Raw genomic sequence first — 20,034 nt, forward strand, 5'->3', positions numbered from 1 at the left:
TCACGCTCAACGTCGATGGGAAGGGATCAGTGAAAAGCTGGTGAGACAGCTTGACTGTTTAGATAACGGCCATATTCGGGACCCGTAGCGGCGCGAGGCTCGACGCGACCATCCTCTATCTCGAGCGTCTTGAGCTGCTCGGTTCGATAAGAGCTGAGGCCGAACCGCAGGTTGATGCCAGCGAGCGGCCCCGGAAGCTGACGGAGGTAAGCCGCCGGCGCTCCGCGCCAAGCTTACAAGTTGGCCGAAGCTCCAGGGAGTCGGCGCGTCGGAACCGGGCAGCTGCAGAGCGAGGCGCTCGGCATCGTCGCGGCGGCCTCAACCCGGATCGCGGCGCTCTCGAGCGTTCGGGTCCGGCTTCGCTCGGACCGTCTACGCACCGTGGCATAGAGGTCCGACAGGGATAGATAGCGCTCGTCCGGTGGCCGCGAGAACCATTCCGACGATACTCGGCCGACGCGCTCGCCGCGGGTCACGTCCACCTTGTTGCCGCCGACATGGTCGCGGGCGGCGCTCAGAACTTCTGACTTGGGTCATGGGTTATCTCCACGACAGGCGCCGGAGGCCTCTCCTCCGTTCTTCAACCCGTCACGGCGAAGCGAGTCCGCCCTCTCACTCTAAGGGGGGCGTTGGGGTTCTCCCCACAGAAGGGGTCGGCCGAGACCTCAGGCTCGGGCGTAGGGGAAGGCTTTCCCCTCAAAGTGCGTTTAAGGGCGGAATACGCGCCATCCGTGCGTTCGGCGGCCTTGCCGTCTATCGCGACAAAGCGGCTGCGAACATGAAGCAGCGATCTTTCGAGCAGATGATCAGTGATCTTCACAGCAAAGGAGACGCAATCCCGATGGTGGACATTCACCAAGTTCAGTGGCGAACTTCAACGGTAACGGCGAACCTCAAATTTGAGGGCGTAGCTTCACCGATTTTTGTGCACCCGAAATTCAGAGAGAAGTCCAGGTAATCAAGTAGCTCTTCCGCGTTGAAGACGATATCGGTCATTCGCTGTCAAAAGCCACGACCTGAGTCTAAACATCTATTTTGTCCGAAAGGGCTCCCTCACGGGAGCCTTTTCCTTTGGTGATCCAATTGTCAATCCAAGGGGCCCGCACAGATTGTGCTGAACAGCGCCAGCCCCAACGCTTGGTTCCATGATTTTGATATTGTGATCGTTGAACATTTCGGTCGCTTGACGCGTGTCGCAAAATCGCAAATGCGGTTACACGACAGACCCTGAGTTAGCTGGTTGATAGGCCCTTGCGTCGCACGAACTCTGCCAGGCGCGCGCCCACTTCGGGAAATAAGAACGATAGCGCCGGCATCCATTGCTGCGGCGGGGTATATCTTGGATCCCCCTTGAGCAATTGGACACGCATCGTTTTGCACCGTGAAGCCCATTTTCCTGTCGAGTCCTGGCTCTCCAGCAACTCCTTGTGACCCGCCACTTCGACAGCAAAGGCAAACGCGAGCAGGCTTTCCGGATGCATTTGGGCAGTCTGGTGCGCGCACTGGATCAATGTATCAAACTGCCATCCGACGCCACGCCCCTTCAGAGCACTCAACACGGCATGCATCATGCCCTTGAAGCCGCCATCCCATGCCGGACGGGTTGGTACGATGACGTTGCGCTCTGCAAGTTTCTTCTTGATTGCGAGCCAGCGATCCTGATGTTCCGGACTCCCCTCCATCTGCCGGGTCATATTCGCCGCCCAATAGGCAATGACTTCATCACGCAATTGCTGGTCAAAGGACTCATGGCACTTCGCTTCTTGCGCCCCATAGTCGAAGTAGTAGGCACGTTGCTGGTCGATCTCCTTTTTGACCGCGCTAAAGGGAACGACGCTTTCCTGCCATTTGTCTGTGATGGAGCCTCCATTGCAGAACGGAATGCGATAGTGGCACCGCAAGTGAAACTGTTTGGTTTCCTCCGACAGCCGAACCGTTTCCTCGTCGACGACCAAGACATTCGAATTGTTGGAGAACAACAGGTCGTCAGTGGTCATACGCCTATAGTCTTCCGAGAAACTTGCCAAAACCCAGATCAGGTGCGCTCCAACATCGCGATAGAACATCCGACGACTGACCACGACGTCCAGAAAGGTCGTCGATAACTGCGCCTCGAAGGCAAACCGACCTTCGGTCGAAGTTGCCTGCACGTCGGGCTTTCGCCACGTGTGGGGATCGTCTGTCGCATTCCAACGTTTCTCTTGAATGATTGTCTCCGTGTCGAATGCCGGGTCCGCTCGCAAGCTGCGTTCAATAAGGTACTTGATCCGCTTGTGTGCTTCGCTTTCACGCAGACCGTGATATTTCCGCGCCCGGATTTCTTCTTCGCTTAGCGAACTCCGCGTTACCGCTGGGCATGAGCCATCTTCAGTCTTATGGCGAAAGAAGAAGCGTTTGCGCATGTTAGCGACCAGGTGAACCGGCGTGCCGCAAATCGCGCATGTATGCCGTGGCCGCCCCTCCTTCATCGCCTCGCGCATGGCGACGCGCGCTTCAACCAATTCGCTGTAGCGGTGTGCCGCTATAAACGTCGTTGCGCGCTGTACCTCACCTGAGATGAGGTCGATAACCTCCGCAATCTCCGGGTTATCCACTGGCGCCGCGAAGGCGCGCGCTTCGATCGTGACATTATGGCCGGTAAAGATCATTGGTCGGAATGCGCCCAGGCGGGAGGCCGAACGGGCGACGACTTTGGCCGATTCGCCCGTAGAATGCTCAATTAGGCTCGGCCCATTCGCAAGAATTCGTGAGGATCGACATCCCATGCTTCGCCACGATAAACATTCTCGGCAGAGTCCACGCAAACGGGCGTGAGTTTGACTTTTCCGGTCTGCCCGTTGGCCATCAAAGCCTCCGCGATGTCCGAATACGGCAGCAGCAGCTGGGCACTTTGGCCGTCCGACAATGACACTGGCAACCGGGTATCGGGCATTCCGGGAAAGCGATCGGCGAGCATGGGCGCCAGGCGGACCCCGCTCGGTATCTCGAATGTTAGCGTCTTGACGGTTACAACCCGGTGGCCGGTATTGACCGCCTCCAATTTGGCATACGGTGCTCCAAGTTGATTGCCGTAGGTAGGCATTGCCGATGATGCGGTGACGGTAATCTTGCGCCGATCTTTCTTCAGGGCCTGCCGCCAATTGAACGTCGACAGCGCCGCGCCATAGATGGCAATGGCGAACAGCACAACGTCTCTAACGAGAGGAAACCACGTTACCACTGGCATGCCCCCGATTGCTGGTTTGAGTCTAGCACAAGCTGATGGTCAAGACCGCGAAGCGCCCAAAGGACCCAGCCGCGATGGCTAGTCTAGGACCTGGGCCGCCACAGGCCCTGCCTCATAGAGTTGACCTTCTTTTTCAAGTGTCTTCCGGCGCGTGTTTGCAACCGCGACAAACGAGTTGAGCTTATCAAGGTCTGCCTTAAGTTCCGTGAATTTGGGAAGATCTGCCGGCACCCCTGCTGATTGGTCGTGGCCGGAGAACTTCGAACATCGCGTCATGCCAGCGTACACCGCTTCGTAGTCCGCTTTCTCGACGCGGGCGGCCCTCAGTTTGAGGGTTGCAACATTGGGCCGGAAGCGGCCGACAACCCCGGCGAAGAGGACCTCTTCGACGGCATGTTCCCACGTCTCGCGCATCTTGGTGTACACATCTGTCACAAACGAGCGCTCAGCCTCATCGGTTTCGGAATACGTCGGCTTTTTCCTTTGCAGCAAGCCGTCGATGATTGCGAGCCGCTTCGTGACACCCATGGAAATCCAGGGCTCCTGGCCGGCGTCAATGACGCCGAACCGTCCATCCGCGTGCTTGGCGATCCATTCCTCGCGAAGAGGCACCTTCATGTCCTGCGCAGCTTCCAACACAGCGTAATGAAAGAAGAGATTGTGCGTGAAGATAACGACTTGCCGTCCGGCGGCGGCCTCTTTCACCAACCGCTTCGCTACCGCCTCCATCCGGGCATGATCCAACGAGGACACCGGATCATCGACCACGATCCCATGCCTGGCGCCCACTTCGTTCAATTCGGCGAGGAAGCCTGCCAGGGCGAGCGCCCGCTTCTCTCCTTCGCTCAGGATATCACTGTTCTTTCCGACCTTCTGTTGAGCCTCAAGTCCGATATGCACCTTGCTTTTGCCGACCTCCCCTCGGTCGGCAAGTTTCAGGGGCAGATGCTGAAGGTCGAGGGCTTCAATCTCGTCTTGAAGGCTGGTTTGCAGGGAAGCGGTCAAAACCTTCCTTCTTATTTGGGTGATATGGGAGGTGATCCCGGCGACAGAACAGGCCGTGACGCACGCCTTGGTTTTCAGAAGCAGGTCGAGCGAATTCCGCCGCGCCACGAACGTCTCAACGTCGGCCGAGAATTTCTTCCGCGCTTCCAACTCATCAAATTGTTGCTGGCGATTGAGCCGCTTGGCGGCCTCGTCCGCCGTTGGTTTCAACCCTTTGATCTCGTTGGCAAGGCCGGTCACTTCAGCCAGCAACTCGTCGATGATCGACCGGTCGAGATCCGCGAGGCCGTCGAGACCTGCGTAGTCGACTGTCTTGATGGCTGTTGAAACCAGGGCGTGACGTTCCTGGCAGGCACCGTAAAACTGTTCAACCCCATCTGCCAGCGCTTGGCGGGGCACCGACCCCTCCACGAAATTGACCAGCCTGTTCTTGATGTCCTGGCTGCTGGAGACCTTGAAGTCGAGGATTGCGCGGGCGGCATCCGCGAACTCCTTCTTTGCTTTCTCGGCGTCCCCGTTGGCCCGGCCCTCGATATAGTCATCAAAAGCTGCGAGTCGCGTGCGCGCAGGCGCATCGAGAGGCTGATGGCAGAGCACACACGTATCGGCCGTAGCCAGTTGGGGCGGCTGAAGGTCCGGGTATGCTTCGACAGCAAAGTCGCGCGCGTACATCAGCATCTGGCGCCAGGTCTCATTGCCCAGCTGCGGAACTGCTGAATCCGCGGCCAAGGCGAAAGCAGCTGCCTTCGCCGTCTCGCGCGTTGCCGCTGCTTTCTCTCGCGCCTCCTTTAGTTTCGTAAGGCCGGCATTGCCGATTGCGTCGAAAATCGTGTTTGCATCGGCAACCAACGTCTCGACTGCCGACTTGGTGGCCTCCTTCACTTTCGACAGAAGAACCGGGTCCTTGCTCAAGTCGAGCGTGAGCGCCTGAAAATCGGACTCGTCCTTTTCAGCCCAGGCTGCAAACGCGCGCATCGCTTGTTCGCTCGGAAGCTTCTGGTCGGCCTTCAGAGTCGAAATCATCGCCGATACTTTAGTACGCTTCTCATATCCGAGCGGCAGGGGCGCCTGGTGCGCCTTGTTCAAGCTCGCTTCCTCGGCCTTGAAGCGACCGTTTAAGGTTCGCAGAGCTTCAGCGAGGTTGGTCAGCAGGGCAAGCTCAAACGGCAAGAACTCGATATTTCGCTCGGCATCAACATAGAGGCCCGCTGCGTCACTATCGAAGACGGAGATTCTGCCCAGTTCCGGTGGCGGTGCGCTTCGGTCATCCCAAACCACGCTGCGCGTTTTGTCGCCATCGACGCGGAAGGTCAGGGTGACCTCCCGGGGATCGGATGACGCGGGCTCGAACACGTTACCCCGCAGGGTCACGTCGTGCAGGCAATGACAAATCTTCTTCGCAATGCGGCAATACCCGCTCTTCCCCGAACCGTTCGGACCGTAAATCAGCGTCACGCCGTTGATCGCAAACTTGAGCGGCGGTTGTTCCGCAGCCAACCGGTCGATGTTGCGCAGCGGGCCGATCGACCCCAGAACGGTGACTGGCGCGAATTGATTGCCCGCCTTCAAGTGGGTCTTTGTGAGCGCAGGCCAGGCAGGTGGCTTTCCAGCGGAAATCCCTGCTTCCGCTCTTACAGCGTCCTCAAGTTGCCTGAGTTCATCCGCATCGAGGGTCGGCTTAGTGGTCAGGAGCCGTATAGCTTCCTGTTGCCAGCGCGGACGTGCAGCGCACCAATCAAACAAATCGCCATCACTCGGCATAAATACACCAAAAGCAATTGTATGTCGGACAATGCAAAATCATTGATTGCAGCAATGGAAAGCGACCGGTTTCGGTTGTCAAGACATCCTTCCTAAACCTTTGGGGGAGACGTTGACACCAATCTGTGGGACTATAATGGCTTGAATGATCTGCTGCGCGCGATAAAGCCCACGGTATTCGTAGGTTCGAGCAAGAAAGACCTGCGGGCGTTCCCTGCAGCCGTCCGAAGCGAGATCGGCCAGTCCCTTTTCGAAGCGCAGCTCGGCGAACACCCGCGCAACGCGAAGCCCCCAATAGGCTTTGGCGGGATTTTGGAGATTCGCGACAACTTCGACGGTGATACCTACCCGCCGTCTACACGACGCGTCTAGAGGGCGCTCTGTACGTTCTGCACGCTTTCCCGAAAAAGTCGACCAGCGGAGTCGCGACGCCGCAAAGGCATATTGACCCTGCGCGACGCCGAGGCAATCCACGAGGCAACAAAGGGAGACCGATGATGGCACGAAGAAGAAGCTGCCCGCCCACAGCCGGGCTCCGGCAACATTTTCGCCGATCTCGGCCTGCCTAATGCCGAGGAGCACCAGCTCAAGGCTGCCCTGATCGTTCAGCTGAAGCGGCTGATGGCCGAGCGGGAAATCCCCCAAACTGAAGCCGCGAACCTGGTTGAGATGAAGCAGCCCGACCCTGTCCAAGCTGCTTCGAGGGCATTTCAAGCTGGTTTCGGTGGAAAAGCTGCTGCGCATGCTCACGGCGTTCGACCAGGACGTTGAAATAACGGTAAAGCCACATCGGAAGCGTGGAGAGGCTGGCCGGATCACGTTTATTCCAGCCTAGAGCCTGCTGAAAGGGAGGGTTCATGACATTCAACGTGACGGCGGCCAAAACCGCTCATGAGCCAACCCTGCACTGTCCGAACTGTAACCACGAAATCCCGCTGACCGAGTCGCTTGCGGCTCCCCTCCTCGCGGAGACGCGCCGGCGTTTTCAGGAGCAACTGGCGAGTAAGGACGCGGAAATCGCGCGAAGGACCGAGGCGCTCCAACAAGAGCGCGAAAAGCTCCAAAGGGATCGCGAGCAGGTCGAAGACTTGGTCGCCAGCCGGCTCGCGGCTGAGCGGAGCCAACTCGTCGCTGCGGAAGCGAAGAAAGCCCGCGACGCGGCCGCGGCCGACGTTCAGGCCAGGACGAATGAAGCAGCTGAACTCCGCCAGCAGCTCGAAGCGAACAACGCAAAGCTGGCGGAGGCGCAGCAGGCGCAGGCCGAACTCATCCGCAAGCAACGCGCCCTGGATGATGAGAAGCGCGAGCTTGACTTGACCATTGAGAAGCGCGTTCAGGCGCAGATTGACCCGATCCAGATCAAGGCTAGGCAGGAGGCCGACGAGGCCGCACGGCTCCGCGTCGCCGAAAAGGACCAGACCATTGAATCGATGACGCGCACCATCGAGGAGCTGAAACGCAAAGCTGAACAAGGATCGCAGCAGTCCCAGGGCGAGGTGCTGGAGCTTGAGCTAGAGGAACTACTGCGCGGCCGGTTTCCGACCGACACAATTGAGCCGGTTGGAAAAGGCGAGCTTGGCGCCGACGTGATCCAGCAGGTCAACGGATCGATTGGCCAGCCTGCCGGCATTATTCTCTGGGAGACCAAGCGTACCAAGGCGTGGAGTGACGGTTGGCTTGCGAAGCTGCGGGACGACCAGCGCCGCTCCGGCGCTGACGTCGCCTTGATTATCTCCCACGCCCTGCCCAAGCATATCGAGCAATTCGACCTGGTCGACGGCGTCTGGGTGGCCCATCCCCGCTGCGCCTTGCCTGTCGCCGTCGCGCTCCGCCAGGCGCTGATCGACGTGAGCACCTCGCGTCTCGTCCAGCAAGGTCAACAGACCAAAATGGAGCAGGTCTACCACTACCTGACGGGAACGAAATTCCGGCAGCGTGTCGAGGCCGTCGTCGAGAAGTTCAACGACATGCGCGAGGATCTCGACAAGGAGCGGAAGTTCATGGGCCGGCAGTGGGCGAAGCGGGAAACTCAAATCTTGGCGGTCATCGACTCCACGGTTGGAATGGTTGGAGACCTTCAGGCCATCGCGGGCAAGGCCATGCCGGAGATTCCGAGTTTGGAAGTGCCATTGCTGGAAAATGATGGCGAACTGGAGCGAAAGCTGCGATGAGCACCGCGGCGGTTGAGGTGCACTCCGGAACCACACTGTTAATCGCAGGTGCGACAATGCGATTAAGCCAATTTTCGGAGTCGATCGACCAGTTGAGCATACCGAGCGCCGACTCCGTCGGAAAAATGCTCGCACCACGCCGCAAGGAAGCGTTTCTCTAAATCCAACTTCTTTTCGCGCCGTAGAATGATGGCAAAGCGCCAGGGATAGTATGGCGCCGGCACTTCGCCCATCTTCAGATACTTAGAAAAACCGTCGGCAACGATGGCCGTCTGCTCTCCGAGATTGTTATCGATTGCCTTCAGGTGATGTCGGAATTCGCCTTCGCCCAGTGAAAGAAAGGCAGGTCCGGACGAGGCTTGATTCCAGGTTTCGCCGCTCGCAAGCATTCGCTCGATAACGGCATGCCGGTTGGCGGACGAACCAACGATCTCTTCATGGGAGAGCGGAGGCGTCTGCTCCATACAGTCATCAGTACGCGTAGTGCATCATAGTCCGCTTCACTCACCTTGTTTTCAGACACAATGGAAGCCCTCTGCCTCTGGCATGCCTTACCACAGAATTGAGAGGTGGACAGAAGCGGATTAGGCCAGCTCTCCTTCGAGGGGGCGCACGGCACGATCACTACGGCGCCGCCGAACTCCAAACCGGTGATCGTGTAATCGTAAGTGCGATTATGTGATCTCCGACAATTCCATTCTGATTGCTGGGGAGGAGTTGCGGTAGCGGTAACCACGCTTGAGCTTGCGCATCCGGTTCAAGGCCACAGCGATGTCGGCCGGACCTCGACTCCGGTACGTTTCGATGCGAACGGTGCCAGCACGGCCTATTCGGCCCCATTCCCTGACGAGTGAGCATTCGCCGAACAGCGTCGACTGCACGTCCAGCTTGTAAAAGCGCGCCACATTACGACGGCTGTCGGTGCGGGTGAGCATGATCGCGGTCATGCGATTTCTTCCTCCTCTTATTCTTTGATGGTCGACGTGCGGAGAACAGCGGACACGCGAAGGTAACGATGAACGGTCTCTCGACTGACACCGTACTCGCGCGCGACGGCAGTTTTCGTGACAAAAAGAGCTGGCCGCCATTCCCCAGCGATGCCTGGTCGTTACCTGATTGGCCAGGATCATTCGTGCAAGGGACGGCGTGTGCGCTGCGCATCGCCCTCTGAAATGGCACCCGGAGAGCGTGAGCATAGCGACCCGAAGGGGCACGCGGGTCCGAGTGCAACGACGAGACCGGCTTAGCAGCGGCACCCGGGAACGGGGCAGTGATAGCGGTCGCCGAAGGCGAGCCCCTTTTCCGAGTGCCCCGGCGAGGAGCACATTATGTCTTGCGCGATGGGATCGTTACCCGCATGGGCCGAGACCCCGTTTCCGTAAGGGACTCGGTAAGCGCAGCTCATAGAGCCCGGTTCGCGACAGCGAACGCGCCCTGTCTGCAATACGAAAATCGCATCTAGTCTAGGTACGTGGCCTTCGCCAGAGATGAACAAACCGCACCCGATCTTGTCCAGTCTGCCTCGCTCATAAAACGGAACATCGACAAGCCTTGGGCTGCCGGGTCGGCAAGCGATCTGCCGCGGCTTACTTTCGCGAAGAACTAATAGTGGGGTTATATCCAGTGGTTTGACGGCGCGGCCGAGGCCATAGTGTGGCACATGAAAACTCGCGCCCTGGTGGCCTGGAATGTGCGTCGGATTCGCGTAGAGCGAGGTATCTCGCAAGAAAAATTGGCTTGCGAGGCTGGGATAGACCGCGCCTACATGAGCAGTCTTGAACGGCAGTCGAAAAACTCGACGATTGATCTTCTTGAGCGGATCGCCGACACACTCGGCGTTCATTTGTCCGAGCTCTTTGTTCAGCCGCCCAAGGGTACTCGGATTCCAACCTCGTCCAACGGTCGCAAACCGGAGCGCCCGCGGCGCAGCAAGAAACAGTTGCGGTCAGTGCAAGTCCGCTGATGCGGTAACAGTCTCGTCAATGATAGCCCGTGAAGGTTACCGCTGACCGAAGTGTTCGTCGTATCAGCGCCTCCAAGCATTCGGAGGCGCGCATACCGCATGACGCACGGGTCCATCCTTCCGTCAGGGAACGGTTCAAATTGGACGAGGTCACCCAGTGTGCGGGACACGGCCCATACAGGCCTGAGTCCATGAGGTATCACGACGAGTTCAAGATCTACTATTCGCACTCTTAAGGGATTGCCAGGGCCGTAAACGTTGGGGAGCCACCGTGTTAAAAACGTCTGAACAACGAGCAGGCGAGTTTTTGGCGGAGATTCAGGCTGCCATCGACATGCACACCAAGGCTACTCAAAGGATGCAGGGTGGCATCAGCTCATCGTCATCGTGTCCGGGGCTTGCGGATTGCTATGTCTGGCGGCCGGGGCCGCGGGTCAAGCGTTTCTTGCCGGCGTTCTTGGCGGTTTCACGACGATGGGGTCGATTTTGACTCAAACCTTGCACTGCGTGAAAGCGCAAGGGTAGCAAATCGCATGAGGGCGGAGTTGGACGGCATCCGGCTCCAGTTTGTCTACGAACACGGCTCCGTCCCACTCCTGAAGCCCTGGCTGGCCTCAGCAAACAGTACCGGGAGTTACAGTCGAAGATGTCCAAGAAGTAGGAACGCACCCTGAGCTCGCAGTCTGGCGGACTGAACGTCAGGTTGCCCAAACTAAAATCGCCCAGCGGTGCCTGAGGTTAAGCCAGTGACCGTGGTCACCCCATCAATCGCTGCCCGACCGTGGTTCCTGCCGAGGAGGCGAGTGGTTCGACCGCAAATTCGTGTACCTGTTTGCGTTCGCTGGGCCAGCGGGACATCATTTCCAGGTGGTCGATCGGTGATGTTCTACCGCCGAAGCGACTGTTAATCCGCCCTTCGAACTGTGGAAATGCATGCGTCACACGCTGTCGTCACAACTCCAAATCTATCGGACAAACAACGCGATACAATCCGCCCGAAAAGGATGAACGGTGCAGCGCTATGAGCCCTTCACCGACGCTGAGGGCAATCTCTCGTCCCGGCCCGTCTTCCGCGACGGCCAGCCCGGTCGAGAGCCGCGAGGCCGCCGCCCGGCGCAATGAGCTGATCGGGCGCGGCGGGAGAACGCCAGCGATCGGCTATGAAGGTCAGCAGCCATCGGGAGACTAGGCGGCCCGCCGCTCGTCTTCAACACCCGGCGCTTCCTCTTCCCCCGCGGCCTTTCGTAGGAAGCGTGCGAGCGCCGCTTTACGTGAGTAGCGGTTAAATACGTAGGCCCGGCGCTTGAACGCCTTCCTGTCCAGCAAGCTCTCAATGTAGCCGGTGATCGTGTCGCGGCCATGATCCGGGCCGTGTCGAGCGAGTGGATGCATTTATTGGTGACGGAGCCCTTGGCATGGCCGACCAACGCCGCGATCTCACCTCCGTGAAGCCGGGGCGACGTCATTCTAGGACGACCTTGAAGGAGGGATACGACCGTCGGAAAGCGGCAAGCACTCGATCGCGCGCCCGGTCCATCTCGCGAGTTGCTGCGTCCGTAAGCGTGAAGGTTGGGCAAGTGGGATTGCCGCAACCGCAAGGCCTGATTTGTCCGGAGGACAGCAGCGCTTTGAATCGGCGGCGAAGCTGATCCAACTCACGGACCGTCAGCTCCAGAGCGTTGCGGATGCCCACATCGCGGATGTGGTGAAGCGAGGGAAGTCGGTGTATTTCGACGCCTTCTCGCGTTTGCCAGATGCCTGTGCTGAGCACTCGGATAGTGTCGTCGATGGCTTGCTGGAAAGCGTGTAGATTGGTCTCTTGCTGGAATGGCGTCCGAAACGCTGGCCGGTCGAAGGCGCGGGCGAACATTGCAAGGGCTTGCTCGTCATCGATGTCTTGAAACTTATCGACGAAATTGCGCAGCTCGCCTTCGCTATCGGGAAACAGAATGCCCTCGACCAGGCGGCGCAGGAGGAATTCGGCTCGAAGCCGGAGATGCTCCTCGAATTCCGCGCCGGACCAGATCGCTACTTTAGGGACACCCAGTTTCGCGGCCGCCACGCGAACCTCATCGCGACGCTGGGCGGAGACACTGCCGCGGCATACGAACTTGAAGGTGTCAGGTTTGCCGGTTACTGCGTTCACCGCCGCGGCCATATCCTTCTCCGCCTTCGCGTGGGTCAGGCTGCCGCGATTGACGCATTGAATGACAGTGCGCTCGTCCGGTTGGTCGTCGAACGGACGTGTGCCGATGATGTCACGCCCTTGGTCACTTCCCGTCTGACCGAACCAAGCGAGATCAGTCCAGCCATCGCAAAGGTGGTAGGCAAACACGAGGCGTTCGAACTCGGTGCCGCTGAAATCCTCGAAGTGAATCGGCCGGACCGTCCGAGCTATCGTCACCTGCCTACCTCCTGGCTCCCAGAGCTACGGAGCGGGTTGATGATCTGAATGTCCTCGAAGTCCTTTTCATTATCGGTCACGACGACGCACTGGTTGGCTTCGGCTACGGCGGCAATGATTGTGTCTAGCGCGCTTCGCGAACGGCCTTTGGCTTTGCCGTTGGCCATCAGCCGCGCCCACACGAGGCCAGCTTTCTCGTCGAACGACAGCACGCGGCCAGCGAACAGCGCTTGCGGACCTTCGGGGCCCGCGAACCAAGTTTCAAGGCTATTGCGCTTCTTGCCCTTTGGTTTCTCTAAGATGCCTCGGCGGATTTCGGCGACGGTAAGCGAAGCAATGAAGAGGTCGTCGTCCTTCTGAGCACCCATCCAAGCCAGCAGCGAGTCCGACGGCTCCGACTTTACGATGTTGCTGATGATATTGGTATCAAGGAGGTAGCGCGTCACAGATCAACCTTACGCCCCTCTTCTCGCGGACGGCTGAGGCCGAGATCCGTGCCGACCATCGGTGAGCGACGCAGCGCGGCGAGAATACCCCCCGCTTTTGGAGGCTCACCCGCCACTGCCTGCCGTATGGTCCGGCGAAGCTGCCCGGCTTCCGGACCGTCTTCCGTCAATTTCCGGGCAAGGGATCGAAGTAGATCGCGGTCGGCGTCGAGCGCCTGGATCTCGAACCGTGCGATGCCACGCTTCGTCAGGCGGGTCCGGTAATTCGCGAGGGCTCTCTTCTGCGCACTGTTGCTCATCGCGGGCCTCCGTGCTATATCCAGATATATAACCGTATTTTCTTTGGAGCGCAAGGCTGGCGGAATTGTTATCGGTGAAGATGGCCTCTCCAAAGCGTGTGTGCCGGCGGGGGGGGGGGGGCGCCACCATGACAAGACGCCCCTCTTCCAAGGGGGTGATCACAAACATATTATTGCTACGACGACGGTCGACCGGTGCCCCCGACTTACAATACATTTTACCTTGCCGATGCACTGTTACTGTGCATCATTGTCGCGATGCGGGTATTCCGCGCTAGGACAAGGACACGATCGTGGCGCGACAGCGACGTACAACAGCCGAACAGCTTCTTGTGGTCGCCGAAGCGACCCGCGAACCGGTTGCGCTTGCATCATCAAAGCCCGATCCACGCCTCGTCAATCTAGTCCGACTGCTGGCGCGACAGGCCGCACGGGACTTCGTTCGAGTCGAAACTGATAGCCGGACGCGAGACCACCTTCCGGAGTAAGGAGGTCGCCTCTACGCCCGCTACTCATCAGACAATCAGCGAGACGCTTCAATCGAGGATCAGTTGCGGCTGTGCCGCCTGCACGCCGAGAAGCAAGGCTGGACGGTCGTCGACAGCAATACCGATCGCGCGATCTCCGGCGCGTCGCTGTTGCGTTCCGGCATTCAGGAACTGATCAGCGATGCGATGCGCGGCAAATTCGTCGTCGTGCTCGCAGAGGCGATGGATCGTCTGAGCCGCGATCAGGAGGATATCGCTGGACTGTTCAAGCGTATGGCTTTCGGCGGTGTGCGTATCGTTACGCTGTCGGAGGGTGACGTGACGGGCTGCGATCCTTCGGTTCGCCGCGAACAAGAAAAACCCCGACATTCTTGCGGAACCCGGGGTTTTGGGCGCCTTGCTTTCGCAAGAATCGTTGGTTGCGGGACACGCAACACCCGATTCTTGCGATTGGTCGAACAGTCCGTTCCGCGATTGGCAGCGTAGGTCAACCACTGCCCTCCAAAGGTGGAGGCCACACGTTCGAATGGTGTCAGCAGCGCAGTAATGACAGCGCGAAACTGCAACACCAACTCCAGATCCGGCCTCGCACCTCTTTGGCTCGGCCCACGGGAGCGCGGTACTGGATTTGTACTCCTAGAAATGAGCTTCATTTCGGCGCAGGCCAAAGCCGTTGCGATGGTAGCTAACTCTTCCTCTGTCGACCAAATTGCAGCTCCAAAAGGGTGATCACGAAAATGTTCTTCGTGCGCTCGACTTTGCAGTTTCCCGACCGGCTACGCTAGGCAACTCAGATCCGCGCATGGCAACGATACAACACATTGATATCGCTTGTCTCTTTCTCTTGCATTGCGACCGCAACTGGCCATCTTTGTCACGATGCAGAGCGATCCGCGGACAGGGTTTGAACCTGCGATCTTAAACTATGGGACTGAAGGTCGAGACTCAACCGTACCAGCCGCACCAGAGAGCGAACAAACATCACGAACTAGCTCGAACCTCGGCGAAAGCGATGGATATGTTGCCGCACATAGCGGTCCGGTTGCAGGTTCGCATAGAGGCGGCGGGCGAATGCACAACGTGGTCGCGGACTTATCGAATTGCACGTGCCGAACGGTCCACAGGATGATGGCGCCCTATTCTTCGACCGAAGTCGCAACAGCGATAGGTATCTCATTGAACACCTTCTATCGCACGCGTCAAATTCGGCACGAGCGCGACGGCTTGCCAGCGCCGATCAGCGAACGCGGGCCGCTCAAGTGGGAACGTACTGGCTTCGACGCCTGGCTGACCCGGCATCATCCCATGCGCCCGAAGACAATCGCCAATGACAGATTTGCGCGACCGCCGGCAACAAGCGATGAAGAACATCGCGAGCGGCTAAGAATGGCCTATGGGGATCATGGCGCTTGACATTCAAGGTCGCGCTAGATTCCAATGGTGCCCTCTCACTTCGGCACCGAGGCTTTCAATGGCCGATCCGAAATTTCCGTACGTGAAGTGGCGTGAAGGCCGTCCGCGCTCATCGCATGGCGCTTACGCCAGAGTACTCGGCTTTGTGGATACCGACCTGCGCCATCCGCCGCACGATGGAAAGGGCCGTCCGGTTGGCGCGTGGTTCAATCTTCAGGAGGCCTCCGACTTTTCAGATAGGCGAAAATCTGAAATCGATGCGGCGCGGCGGGCTGGCAAACTGCCCCAAAAGAGTACTGTACGGAAGCGTGCTACGATAGAATATCTTCTCGACGACTGGAGCAAGTCGGCAGAGTTCAAGGCGCTGTCGAGCGCCTCGCAATCATCCTACCGAAAGTGCATCTCCGCCATACTCCACCGGCCGCAGACCCGCGAGGCCGCTGCAAGGATGCGTGCCGAGATCCGGGCCGCCAGACTACTTGGCGTGGCGGAACCTGCGCGAGAACCGGAGCCGATCGCAACCGCGACACCATCCTCGATTGGCAAGCCGGAGCTCCGCGCATTCTACAACTATGCGAAATCGGTGCGCGGCCATCATATGGCGCTGTCGATGATCGCGACGCTCTCAGCCGCATTCACTTGGGGCCAGGAAAGCATCCTGTGGCGCCTCGGACCCAACCCGCGAGAGGGCATGGAATTCGATCATCCGGACGGCCGGATCGTGCTAGTCGCGATGCGGGAATTTTCGGCGTGGGTTGCTGCGGCCGATGCAATCGAACGGGCCTCGATCGGCGACAGCTTCTATCTCGCGCTATTCACCGGGCAGCGCCAGACCGACCGTCTGATCATGCGTGACGAGGGTGACGTCGAAGGACGGCACGCGTTTCGGCAAAGCAAGACTGGGGAACTTGTTGACATCAAGGAGGCACCGCAGCTCAGCGCACGGCTTAATGCCTCGCGCGCACGAATAAAGGCGCTCAAGCTGCGGCTTCAGCTCGAGAAGGTGCCGCTCGAACTCGTCGTTAGCGAGGACAACGGCGAGCCTTATGACGAGAGTACCTATCGCCATTGGGTATCGACCGCACGCGCCGTCGCTGTTTTCGGCTTTCTCGCACGCGATACCGTGCGCCAAGCGGTCGTCCGCGCGGAGCGGCTGACGGCCGAACTGCTCAGAACCGTAGACAAACTGTTCGCGCCTTTCTCACTCGATGACGAGAACAAGGCGAAGCGCGCCCGCGCGGTCGATCAGCGCGCGCGTGCGTTGGTGCAATGGCTGGATGTGCAGGCGGCACGCGATAGCAATGGAGAGGCGGGGGCATGGCGCCTGAAGCCCTGCCCGTCTCTGATGTTCGTTAATGGCGCCGGTGAACTCGACCAGAAGCACGACCAAGATCTGCGCGATACCTGTGTGATGCTGCTTGATCGCGCCGGCTGCGACCTGCTGACCATCTGCGACATCACGGGGCACTCCTACCGAAGCGCGCAAACCATCGTGAAGCATTACCGCGCCCGCAATGCCGATCGTGCCGACGCCGGCATCGATCGGCTCGAATTGCAGGTACGCAAGGAAGGGATGAAGGGTTAATCGCCAAAAGCCCGATGGCTTGAAAGGTTGAAGCTGTCGTTATGATAACGAACGCCATCCCGTTGATGGCTTTTCGAGTCTCGCCAACGCTTGGCCACACGGCCGGCTATAAGCTCAGCACACTCGACTCACGCGGCGCACCGCTTCGTCTTGGCGGCGAAGTGCCGACGATTCTTCCGTGCAGTTTGACGGTCACGTGCAGATCGGGTTCCATCGAAGACATTCAGCGAACATGGTCGGCTCGTCGCATGGTGTGCGACGTACGACCACAAAAAGCGTCGCACGAGACGTGTTTTGTTCTCGACCAACATCTCGCGAAGGTCTTGGAAAATAAGGATTTTCCTTTGGTGGGCGCACCAGGGCTCGAACCTGGGACCCGCTGATTAAGAGTCAGCTGCTCTACCAACTGAGCTATGCGCCCGGAACTTGTCCGGAAATGACCCTCGCAAGAGAGGCCGTCGTTTAGCAAAGCGATTCCGCGATGTCCAGCAAGCTGGCGCAACTTTTCCCGACTTTCTGACAGCCGAAAGGCCGCCGGATTCCGGCGGCCTTTCATAGGCTTGGCGAGGATGTCGGCGGCTGGCTCTCAGAGCCGGCCGGAGCGCTCCTGATCCGGACCGTCGTCGCGGTCGAAATGATGGTCGCGGCCGCCGCGCTCCCAGCGGTCCATGCCGCGCTCGAGGCGATGGCGGCGCCAGCCCTCGGCACCGAAGCCGCGCCCTTCCATGTGGGTGAGCATGGTCAGCCGCCGCTTCTGGTTGTCGTCGAGCGTCTTGTAGAGCGGGTCGGCGGCATCGGCGATCTTCTTCAGCGAGGTCGCGGTCGCCGCCATGTTGTCGGCGCGCTCGCGCAGGCGGGCGACCGGATCATCCGGCGTCTGCGCCTTGTCCGCATCGGTCTTCTCCGCGGCCATCCGCGCATTGGCGCGATCGAGCCGCATCTTGGCGAAGTCGCGCACCGCGGTTTCGACCGGCGGCCACAGCTTCTCCTGATCGGCGGTCAGCTTCAGCCCGGCGTGCACTGCGGCAATGCGCGCGTCGAGGAAGGCGGCCCGGTCCTCTTGGCTCATCCGCATCTGGCCATGGAACCACGGGCGATGCTGGGCATAGACCGCGGTCGAACCGGCAATCGTGAGCGCCGCGATGCCGGCGAGCAGAACTTTCTTCATCCAAACCTCCTTTGAAGGTTGCCTGAGGATGATACCGCCGTCGCTCGCCTTCAACTTACGGATTGGACAGAGAGACCTTTCTTGCCAAGATGTAATCCGCTTCATTGCCCGTCAGAAACAACCAAAGCGCAGGATCGCGCTTTGGTTTTCTGATTGTTTGCGCATGATCTTGTCGGAAGACCGCTTCACACTTTTCCGGATCATGCGCCGGCTAGATCATTCCCAGCAGTCGCGGCAGCCACAGCGAGATCTCCGGCACGTAGGTGATCAAGCCGAGGAACACCAGCATCGCGCACAGCCACGGCAGGACCGAGATCGTGATCTCGCTGATGCCCATCTTGGCGATGCTGCTCGCGATGTAGAGATTGAGCCCGACCGGCGGATGGCACAGCCCGACCTCGGTGTTGACGATCATCAGGATGCCGAGATGCACCGGATGAACGCCGAGCTTGGTCGCCAGCGGAAACAGGATCGGCGCCATGATCAGGAGGATCGACGACGGGTCCATCACGTTGCCGGCGAGCAGCAGGATGACGTTGACGACGAGCAGGAACATCCAGACCGAGAAGTTCTTGTCGATGATCCAGGCCGCCATCTCCTGCGGGATCTGTTCATGCGTCATCAGGAACGAGAACAGCACCGCGTTGGTGATGATGTAGAGCAGCATCGAGCTCATGCTCGCCGCCTGCAACAGCACCTTCGGCACCTCGGAGAGCTTCAGCTCCTTGTAGACGAACACGGTGATGAAGAAGGCGTACGTCGCGGCAACTGCCGCCGCCTCCGTCGGCGTGAAGATGCCGCCATAGATGCCGCCGAGCACGATGACGATCAGCGAGAGGCCCCAGATGCTCTCGCGGAACGCCTTGAACTGTTGGCCGATGGTCGCGCGCGGCATCTTCGGATAGCCGTTGCGCTGGGCGACGAAGAAGGTCACCGCGGCCAGCATCAACGCCAGCAGCACGCCCGGCACGATGCCGGCCATGAACAGCGCGCCGATCGAGGTGTTGGTGGAGACGCCGTAGAGCACCAGGATGATCGAGGGCGGCACCAGGATGCCGAGCGCGCCCGAGGTCGAGATCACGCCGACGCCGAACCGCTTCGGATAGCCATGATCGACCATCGCGGGCATCATGATCGAGCCGATCGCCACCACGGTCGCGACGCTCGAACCCGAGATCGCCGCGAACATCGCGCAGGCCGCGACGCCGGCAAGACCGAGGCCGCCCGGCAGATGGCCGACCAGCGAGGTCGTGAAATCGATCATCCGCCGCGCGACACCGCCGCGGGTCAGGAAGGTGCCGGCCAGGATGAAGAACGGGATCGCCATGATGCCGAAATTGTCCAACCCTGAGAACAATTTCAGGCCGACGCTCTCGATCGGCACTTCCGTCATCGTGAACAGGAAGGTGAGCACCGACAGGCCGAGCGAAATCGAGATCGGCATGCCCGTCAGCATCAGGGCAAACAGCAATCCGAAAATAAGTGCGGCGCTCATCACGCTTCTCCAAGCGCGATCGGCGCGGTCTTGCTGGTCTCGACGCCATCGACATGGGCGGCGTCATGGTGCGGCAGCTCATTGGTCCGGATGTAATTCCAGCACACCTGCAGGAAGCGGAAGGACATCAGATAGGAGCCGAGCGGAATGCAGGCGTAGACGATCCAGCTTGGAATTTCGAGGTCGGGCGACACCTGGTCGGTGTGCATCAGCTCGTAGACGAACTTGGCGCCCATGGTGCCGACGATGGCGGTGAACAGCGCGCCGCCGAGCAGCCCGAACAGGATGACGATCTTGCGCCAGCGGTCATTGAGGCGGTTGATCAGCACATCGACGCCGACATGGATGCCGGTGCGCACGCCATAGGCCGCGCCGAACTTCGCCATCCAGATGAACATGTAGATGCACAGTTCCTGCGACCATGCGAGGTTGATGCCGAACAGATACGGATAGAGCACCGGCACGTCGACCAGGAAGCGATGCACGACCGTGACGAAGGTCAGAAGCGTCGCAGCGCCCATCAGGCTCGCGATGATGATTTCCTCGAGCCGGTCCAGAATTTTCAGCAGCATTGATCTCCCCTGACATGGCCTGATGCGGCAACCGGCCA

At 59.4% G+C, this 20,034-nt stretch carries 20 protein-coding genes, 1 tRNA gene and 3 pseudogenes; 9 read left to right on the forward strand and 15 right to left on the reverse strand.

Annotated features, from left to right (window positions below; all coding sequences use genetic code 11):
• Nucleotides 1–41 precede the first annotated feature (41 nt).
• The 4 genes and pseudogenes from ACOIX3_RS29525 to ACOIX3_RS29540 all read right to left on the reverse strand — a co-directional run.
• Nucleotides 42–537 (reverse strand): annotated as a pseudogene (locus ACOIX3_RS29525) (DUF932 domain-containing protein); the annotation flags it as partial.
• Nucleotides 538–1,232: 695 nt separating this feature from the next.
• Nucleotides 1,233–2,648, reverse strand: a complete 1,416-nt coding sequence (locus ACOIX3_RS29530; RefSeq protein WP_420965482.1) for a DUF6035 family protein — start codon at nucleotides 2,646–2,648, stop codon at nucleotides 1,233–1,235.
• 71 nt (nucleotides 2,649–2,719) lie between these two features.
• A complete protein-coding gene (locus tag ACOIX3_RS29535) occupies nucleotides 2,720–3,187 on the reverse strand; it encodes a hypothetical protein (RefSeq protein WP_420965483.1) in 468 nt (155 codons plus the stop codon).
• A gap of 117 nt (nucleotides 3,188–3,304) precedes the next feature.
• The gene (locus ACOIX3_RS29540; RefSeq protein WP_420965484.1) at nucleotides 3,305–5,800 is read right to left on the reverse strand and encodes an AAA family ATPase; all 2,496 of its coding nucleotides are present in this window, start codon (nucleotides 5,798–5,800) and stop codon (nucleotides 3,305–3,307) included.
• Nucleotides 5,801–6,133: 333 nt separating this feature from the next.
• Between ACOIX3_RS29540 and ACOIX3_RS29545 the strand changes: the two genes are divergently transcribed.
• From ACOIX3_RS29545 to ACOIX3_RS29565, 5 genes are read left to right on the forward strand one after another with little or no spacing between them, the layout of a single operon-like run.
• Nucleotides 6,134–6,364: a type II toxin-antitoxin system RelE/ParE family toxin gene (locus tag ACOIX3_RS29545; RefSeq protein WP_420965485.1), complete on the forward strand. Its 231-nt coding sequence runs from the start codon at nucleotides 6,134–6,136 to the stop codon at nucleotides 6,362–6,364.
• 17 nt (nucleotides 6,365–6,381) lie between these two features.
• Nucleotides 6,382–6,561, forward strand: a complete 180-nt coding sequence (locus tag ACOIX3_RS29550; RefSeq protein WP_420971822.1) for a hypothetical protein — start codon at nucleotides 6,382–6,384, stop codon at nucleotides 6,559–6,561.
• 31 nt (nucleotides 6,562–6,592) lie between these two features.
• The gene (locus ACOIX3_RS29555; RefSeq protein ID WP_420971823.1) at nucleotides 6,593–6,763 is read left to right on the forward strand and encodes a hypothetical protein; all 171 of its coding nucleotides are present in this window, start codon (nucleotides 6,593–6,595) and stop codon (nucleotides 6,761–6,763) included.
• Nucleotides 6,717–6,827, forward strand: a complete 111-nt coding sequence (locus ACOIX3_RS29560; RefSeq protein ID WP_420965486.1) for a hypothetical protein — start codon at nucleotides 6,717–6,719, stop codon at nucleotides 6,825–6,827. Before ACOIX3_RS29555 ends, ACOIX3_RS29560 begins: the two co-directional genes overlap by 47 nt.
• A 22-nt stretch (nucleotides 6,828–6,849) precedes the next feature.
• Nucleotides 6,850–8,163 (forward strand): DUF2130 domain-containing protein, encoded by a 1,314-nt coding sequence (locus ACOIX3_RS29565; RefSeq protein WP_420965487.1) that lies wholly within the window; start codon nucleotides 6,850–6,852, stop codon nucleotides 8,161–8,163.
• 62 nt (nucleotides 8,164–8,225) lie between these two features.
• Here the strand turns inward: ACOIX3_RS29565 and ACOIX3_RS29570 are convergent, their stop codons facing one another.
• The 3 genes from ACOIX3_RS29570 to ACOIX3_RS29580 all read right to left on the reverse strand — a co-directional run bounded on the left by ACOIX3_RS29570 (nucleotide 8,226) and on the right by ACOIX3_RS29580 (nucleotide 9,262).
• Nucleotides 8,226–8,627, reverse strand: coding sequence for a hypothetical protein (locus tag ACOIX3_RS29570; RefSeq protein WP_420965488.1), 402 nt, complete (start codon nucleotides 8,625–8,627; stop codon nucleotides 8,226–8,228).
• 210 nt (nucleotides 8,628–8,837) lie between these two features.
• Nucleotides 8,838–9,110: a WGR domain-containing protein gene (locus ACOIX3_RS29575; RefSeq protein ID WP_420965489.1), complete on the reverse strand. Its 273-nt coding sequence runs from the start codon at nucleotides 9,108–9,110 to the stop codon at nucleotides 8,838–8,840.
• A 17-nt stretch (nucleotides 9,111–9,127) separates the two neighbouring features.
• A complete protein-coding gene (locus ACOIX3_RS29580; protein ID WP_420971824.1) occupies nucleotides 9,128–9,262 on the reverse strand; it encodes a helix-turn-helix domain-containing protein in 135 nt (44 codons plus the stop codon).
• Nucleotides 9,263–9,823: 561 nt separating this feature from the next.
• Here ACOIX3_RS29580 and ACOIX3_RS29585 point away from each other — a divergent pair.
• The gene (locus ACOIX3_RS29585; RefSeq protein ID WP_420965491.1) at nucleotides 9,824–10,126 is read left to right on the forward strand and encodes a helix-turn-helix domain-containing protein; all 303 of its coding nucleotides are present in this window, start codon (nucleotides 9,824–9,826) and stop codon (nucleotides 10,124–10,126) included.
• A 1,185-nt stretch (nucleotides 10,127–11,311) separates the two neighbouring features.
• Here the strand turns inward: ACOIX3_RS29585 and ACOIX3_RS29590 are convergent.
• The 4 genes and pseudogenes from ACOIX3_RS29590 to ACOIX3_RS29605 form a co-directional block, all read right to left on the reverse strand.
• Nucleotides 11,312–11,579 (reverse strand): annotated as a pseudogene (locus tag ACOIX3_RS29590) (integrase); the annotation flags it as partial.
• Nucleotides 11,580–11,588: 9 nt separating this feature from the next.
• Nucleotides 11,589–12,530 carry a restriction endonuclease gene (locus ACOIX3_RS29595; protein WP_420965492.1) on the reverse strand — a complete coding sequence of 314 codons (942 nt, stop codon included), beginning with the start codon at nucleotides 12,528–12,530 and terminating at the stop codon, nucleotides 11,589–11,591.
• On the reverse strand, nucleotides 12,527–12,976 hold the full coding sequence (locus ACOIX3_RS29600) for a type II toxin-antitoxin system VapC family toxin (RefSeq protein WP_420965493.1): 450 nt from the start codon (nucleotides 12,974–12,976) through the stop codon (nucleotides 12,527–12,529). Before ACOIX3_RS29600 ends, ACOIX3_RS29595 begins: the two co-directional genes overlap by 4 nt.
• The gene (locus ACOIX3_RS29605) at nucleotides 12,973–13,275 is read right to left on the reverse strand and encodes a hypothetical protein (protein ID WP_420965495.1); all 303 of its coding nucleotides are present in this window, start codon (nucleotides 13,273–13,275) and stop codon (nucleotides 12,973–12,975) included. The genes ACOIX3_RS29600 and ACOIX3_RS29605 overlap by 4 nt, the downstream gene beginning before the upstream one ends.
• A 539-nt stretch (nucleotides 13,276–13,814) precedes the next feature.
• On the opposite strand from ACOIX3_RS29605, the pseudogene ACOIX3_RS29610 reads away from it, so the two are divergent.
• From ACOIX3_RS29610 to ACOIX3_RS29620, 3 genes and pseudogenes are all read left to right on the forward strand, one after another.
• Nucleotides 13,815–14,087 (forward strand): annotated as a pseudogene (locus ACOIX3_RS29610) (recombinase family protein); the annotation flags it as partial.
• Nucleotides 14,088–14,939: 852 nt separating this feature from the next.
• Nucleotides 14,940–15,176 (forward strand): hypothetical protein, encoded by a 237-nt coding sequence (locus tag ACOIX3_RS29615; protein WP_420965496.1) that lies wholly within the window; start codon nucleotides 14,940–14,942, stop codon nucleotides 15,174–15,176.
• A gap of 58 nt (nucleotides 15,177–15,234) precedes the next feature.
• Nucleotides 15,235–16,761, forward strand: a complete 1,527-nt coding sequence (locus ACOIX3_RS29620) for a hypothetical protein (protein WP_420965497.1) — start codon at nucleotides 15,235–15,237, stop codon at nucleotides 16,759–16,761.
• A 345-nt stretch (nucleotides 16,762–17,106) separates the two neighbouring features.
• Here ACOIX3_RS29620 and ACOIX3_RS29625 read toward each other — a convergent pair.
• The 4 genes from ACOIX3_RS29625 to ACOIX3_RS29640 form a co-directional block, all read right to left on the reverse strand.
• Nucleotides 17,107–17,182: transfer RNA gene (locus tag ACOIX3_RS29625), tRNA-Lys, on the reverse strand.
• Between the two features lie 165 nt (nucleotides 17,183–17,347).
• Nucleotides 17,348–17,929, reverse strand: a complete 582-nt coding sequence (locus tag ACOIX3_RS29630; RefSeq protein ID WP_420965498.1) for a Spy/CpxP family protein refolding chaperone — start codon at nucleotides 17,927–17,929, stop codon at nucleotides 17,348–17,350.
• A 211-nt stretch (nucleotides 17,930–18,140) separates the two neighbouring features.
• Nucleotides 18,141–19,424 carry a TRAP transporter large permease gene (locus ACOIX3_RS29635; protein WP_420965499.1) on the reverse strand — a complete coding sequence of 428 codons (1,284 nt, stop codon included), beginning with the start codon at nucleotides 19,422–19,424 and terminating at the stop codon, nucleotides 18,141–18,143.
• Nucleotides 19,424–19,996, reverse strand: a complete 573-nt coding sequence (locus ACOIX3_RS29640) for a TRAP transporter small permease (protein ID WP_420965500.1) — start codon at nucleotides 19,994–19,996, stop codon at nucleotides 19,424–19,426. Before ACOIX3_RS29640 ends, ACOIX3_RS29635 begins: the two co-directional genes overlap by 1 nt.
• Between the last annotated feature and the right edge of the window lie 38 nt (nucleotides 19,997–20,034).

Source organism: Bradyrhizobium sp. B120 (assembly GCF_049075665.1).
Lineage (GTDB): Bacteria > Pseudomonadota > Alphaproteobacteria > Rhizobiales > Xanthobacteraceae > Bradyrhizobium.

Coding starts and splice junctions, on each gene's coding strand:
- ACOIX3_RS29570 (WP_420965488.1), bottom strand. CDS start 8,627: ATGGAGCAGACGCCTCCGCTCTCCCATGAAGAGATCGTTGGTTCGTCC.
- ACOIX3_RS29605 (WP_420965495.1), bottom strand. CDS start 13,275: ATGAGCAACAGTGCGCAGAAGAGAGCCCTCGCGAATTACCGGACCCGC.
- ACOIX3_RS29530 (WP_420965482.1), bottom strand. CDS start 2,648: ATGATCTTTACCGGCCATAATGTCACGATCGAAGCGCGCGCCTTCGCG.
- ACOIX3_RS29640 (WP_420965500.1), bottom strand. CDS start 19,996: ATGCTGCTGAAAATTCTGGACCGGCTCGAGGAAATCATCATCGCGAGC.
- ACOIX3_RS29630 (WP_420965498.1), bottom strand. CDS start 17,929: ATGAAGAAAGTTCTGCTCGCCGGCATCGCGGCGCTCACGATTGCCGGT.
- ACOIX3_RS29575 (WP_420965489.1), bottom strand. CDS start 9,110: ATGACCGCGATCATGCTCACCCGCACCGACAGCCGTCGTAATGTGGCG.
- ACOIX3_RS29635 (WP_420965499.1), bottom strand. CDS start 19,424: ATGAGCGCCGCACTTATTTTCGGATTGCTGTTTGCCCTGATGCTGACG.
- ACOIX3_RS29585 (WP_420965491.1), top strand. CDS start 9,824: ATGAAAACTCGCGCCCTGGTGGCCTGGAATGTGCGTCGGATTCGCGTA.
- ACOIX3_RS29620 (WP_420965497.1), top strand. CDS start 15,235: ATGGCCGATCCGAAATTTCCGTACGTGAAGTGGCGTGAAGGCCGTCCG.
- ACOIX3_RS29565 (WP_420965487.1), top strand. CDS start 6,850: ATGACATTCAACGTGACGGCGGCCAAAACCGCTCATGAGCCAACCCTG.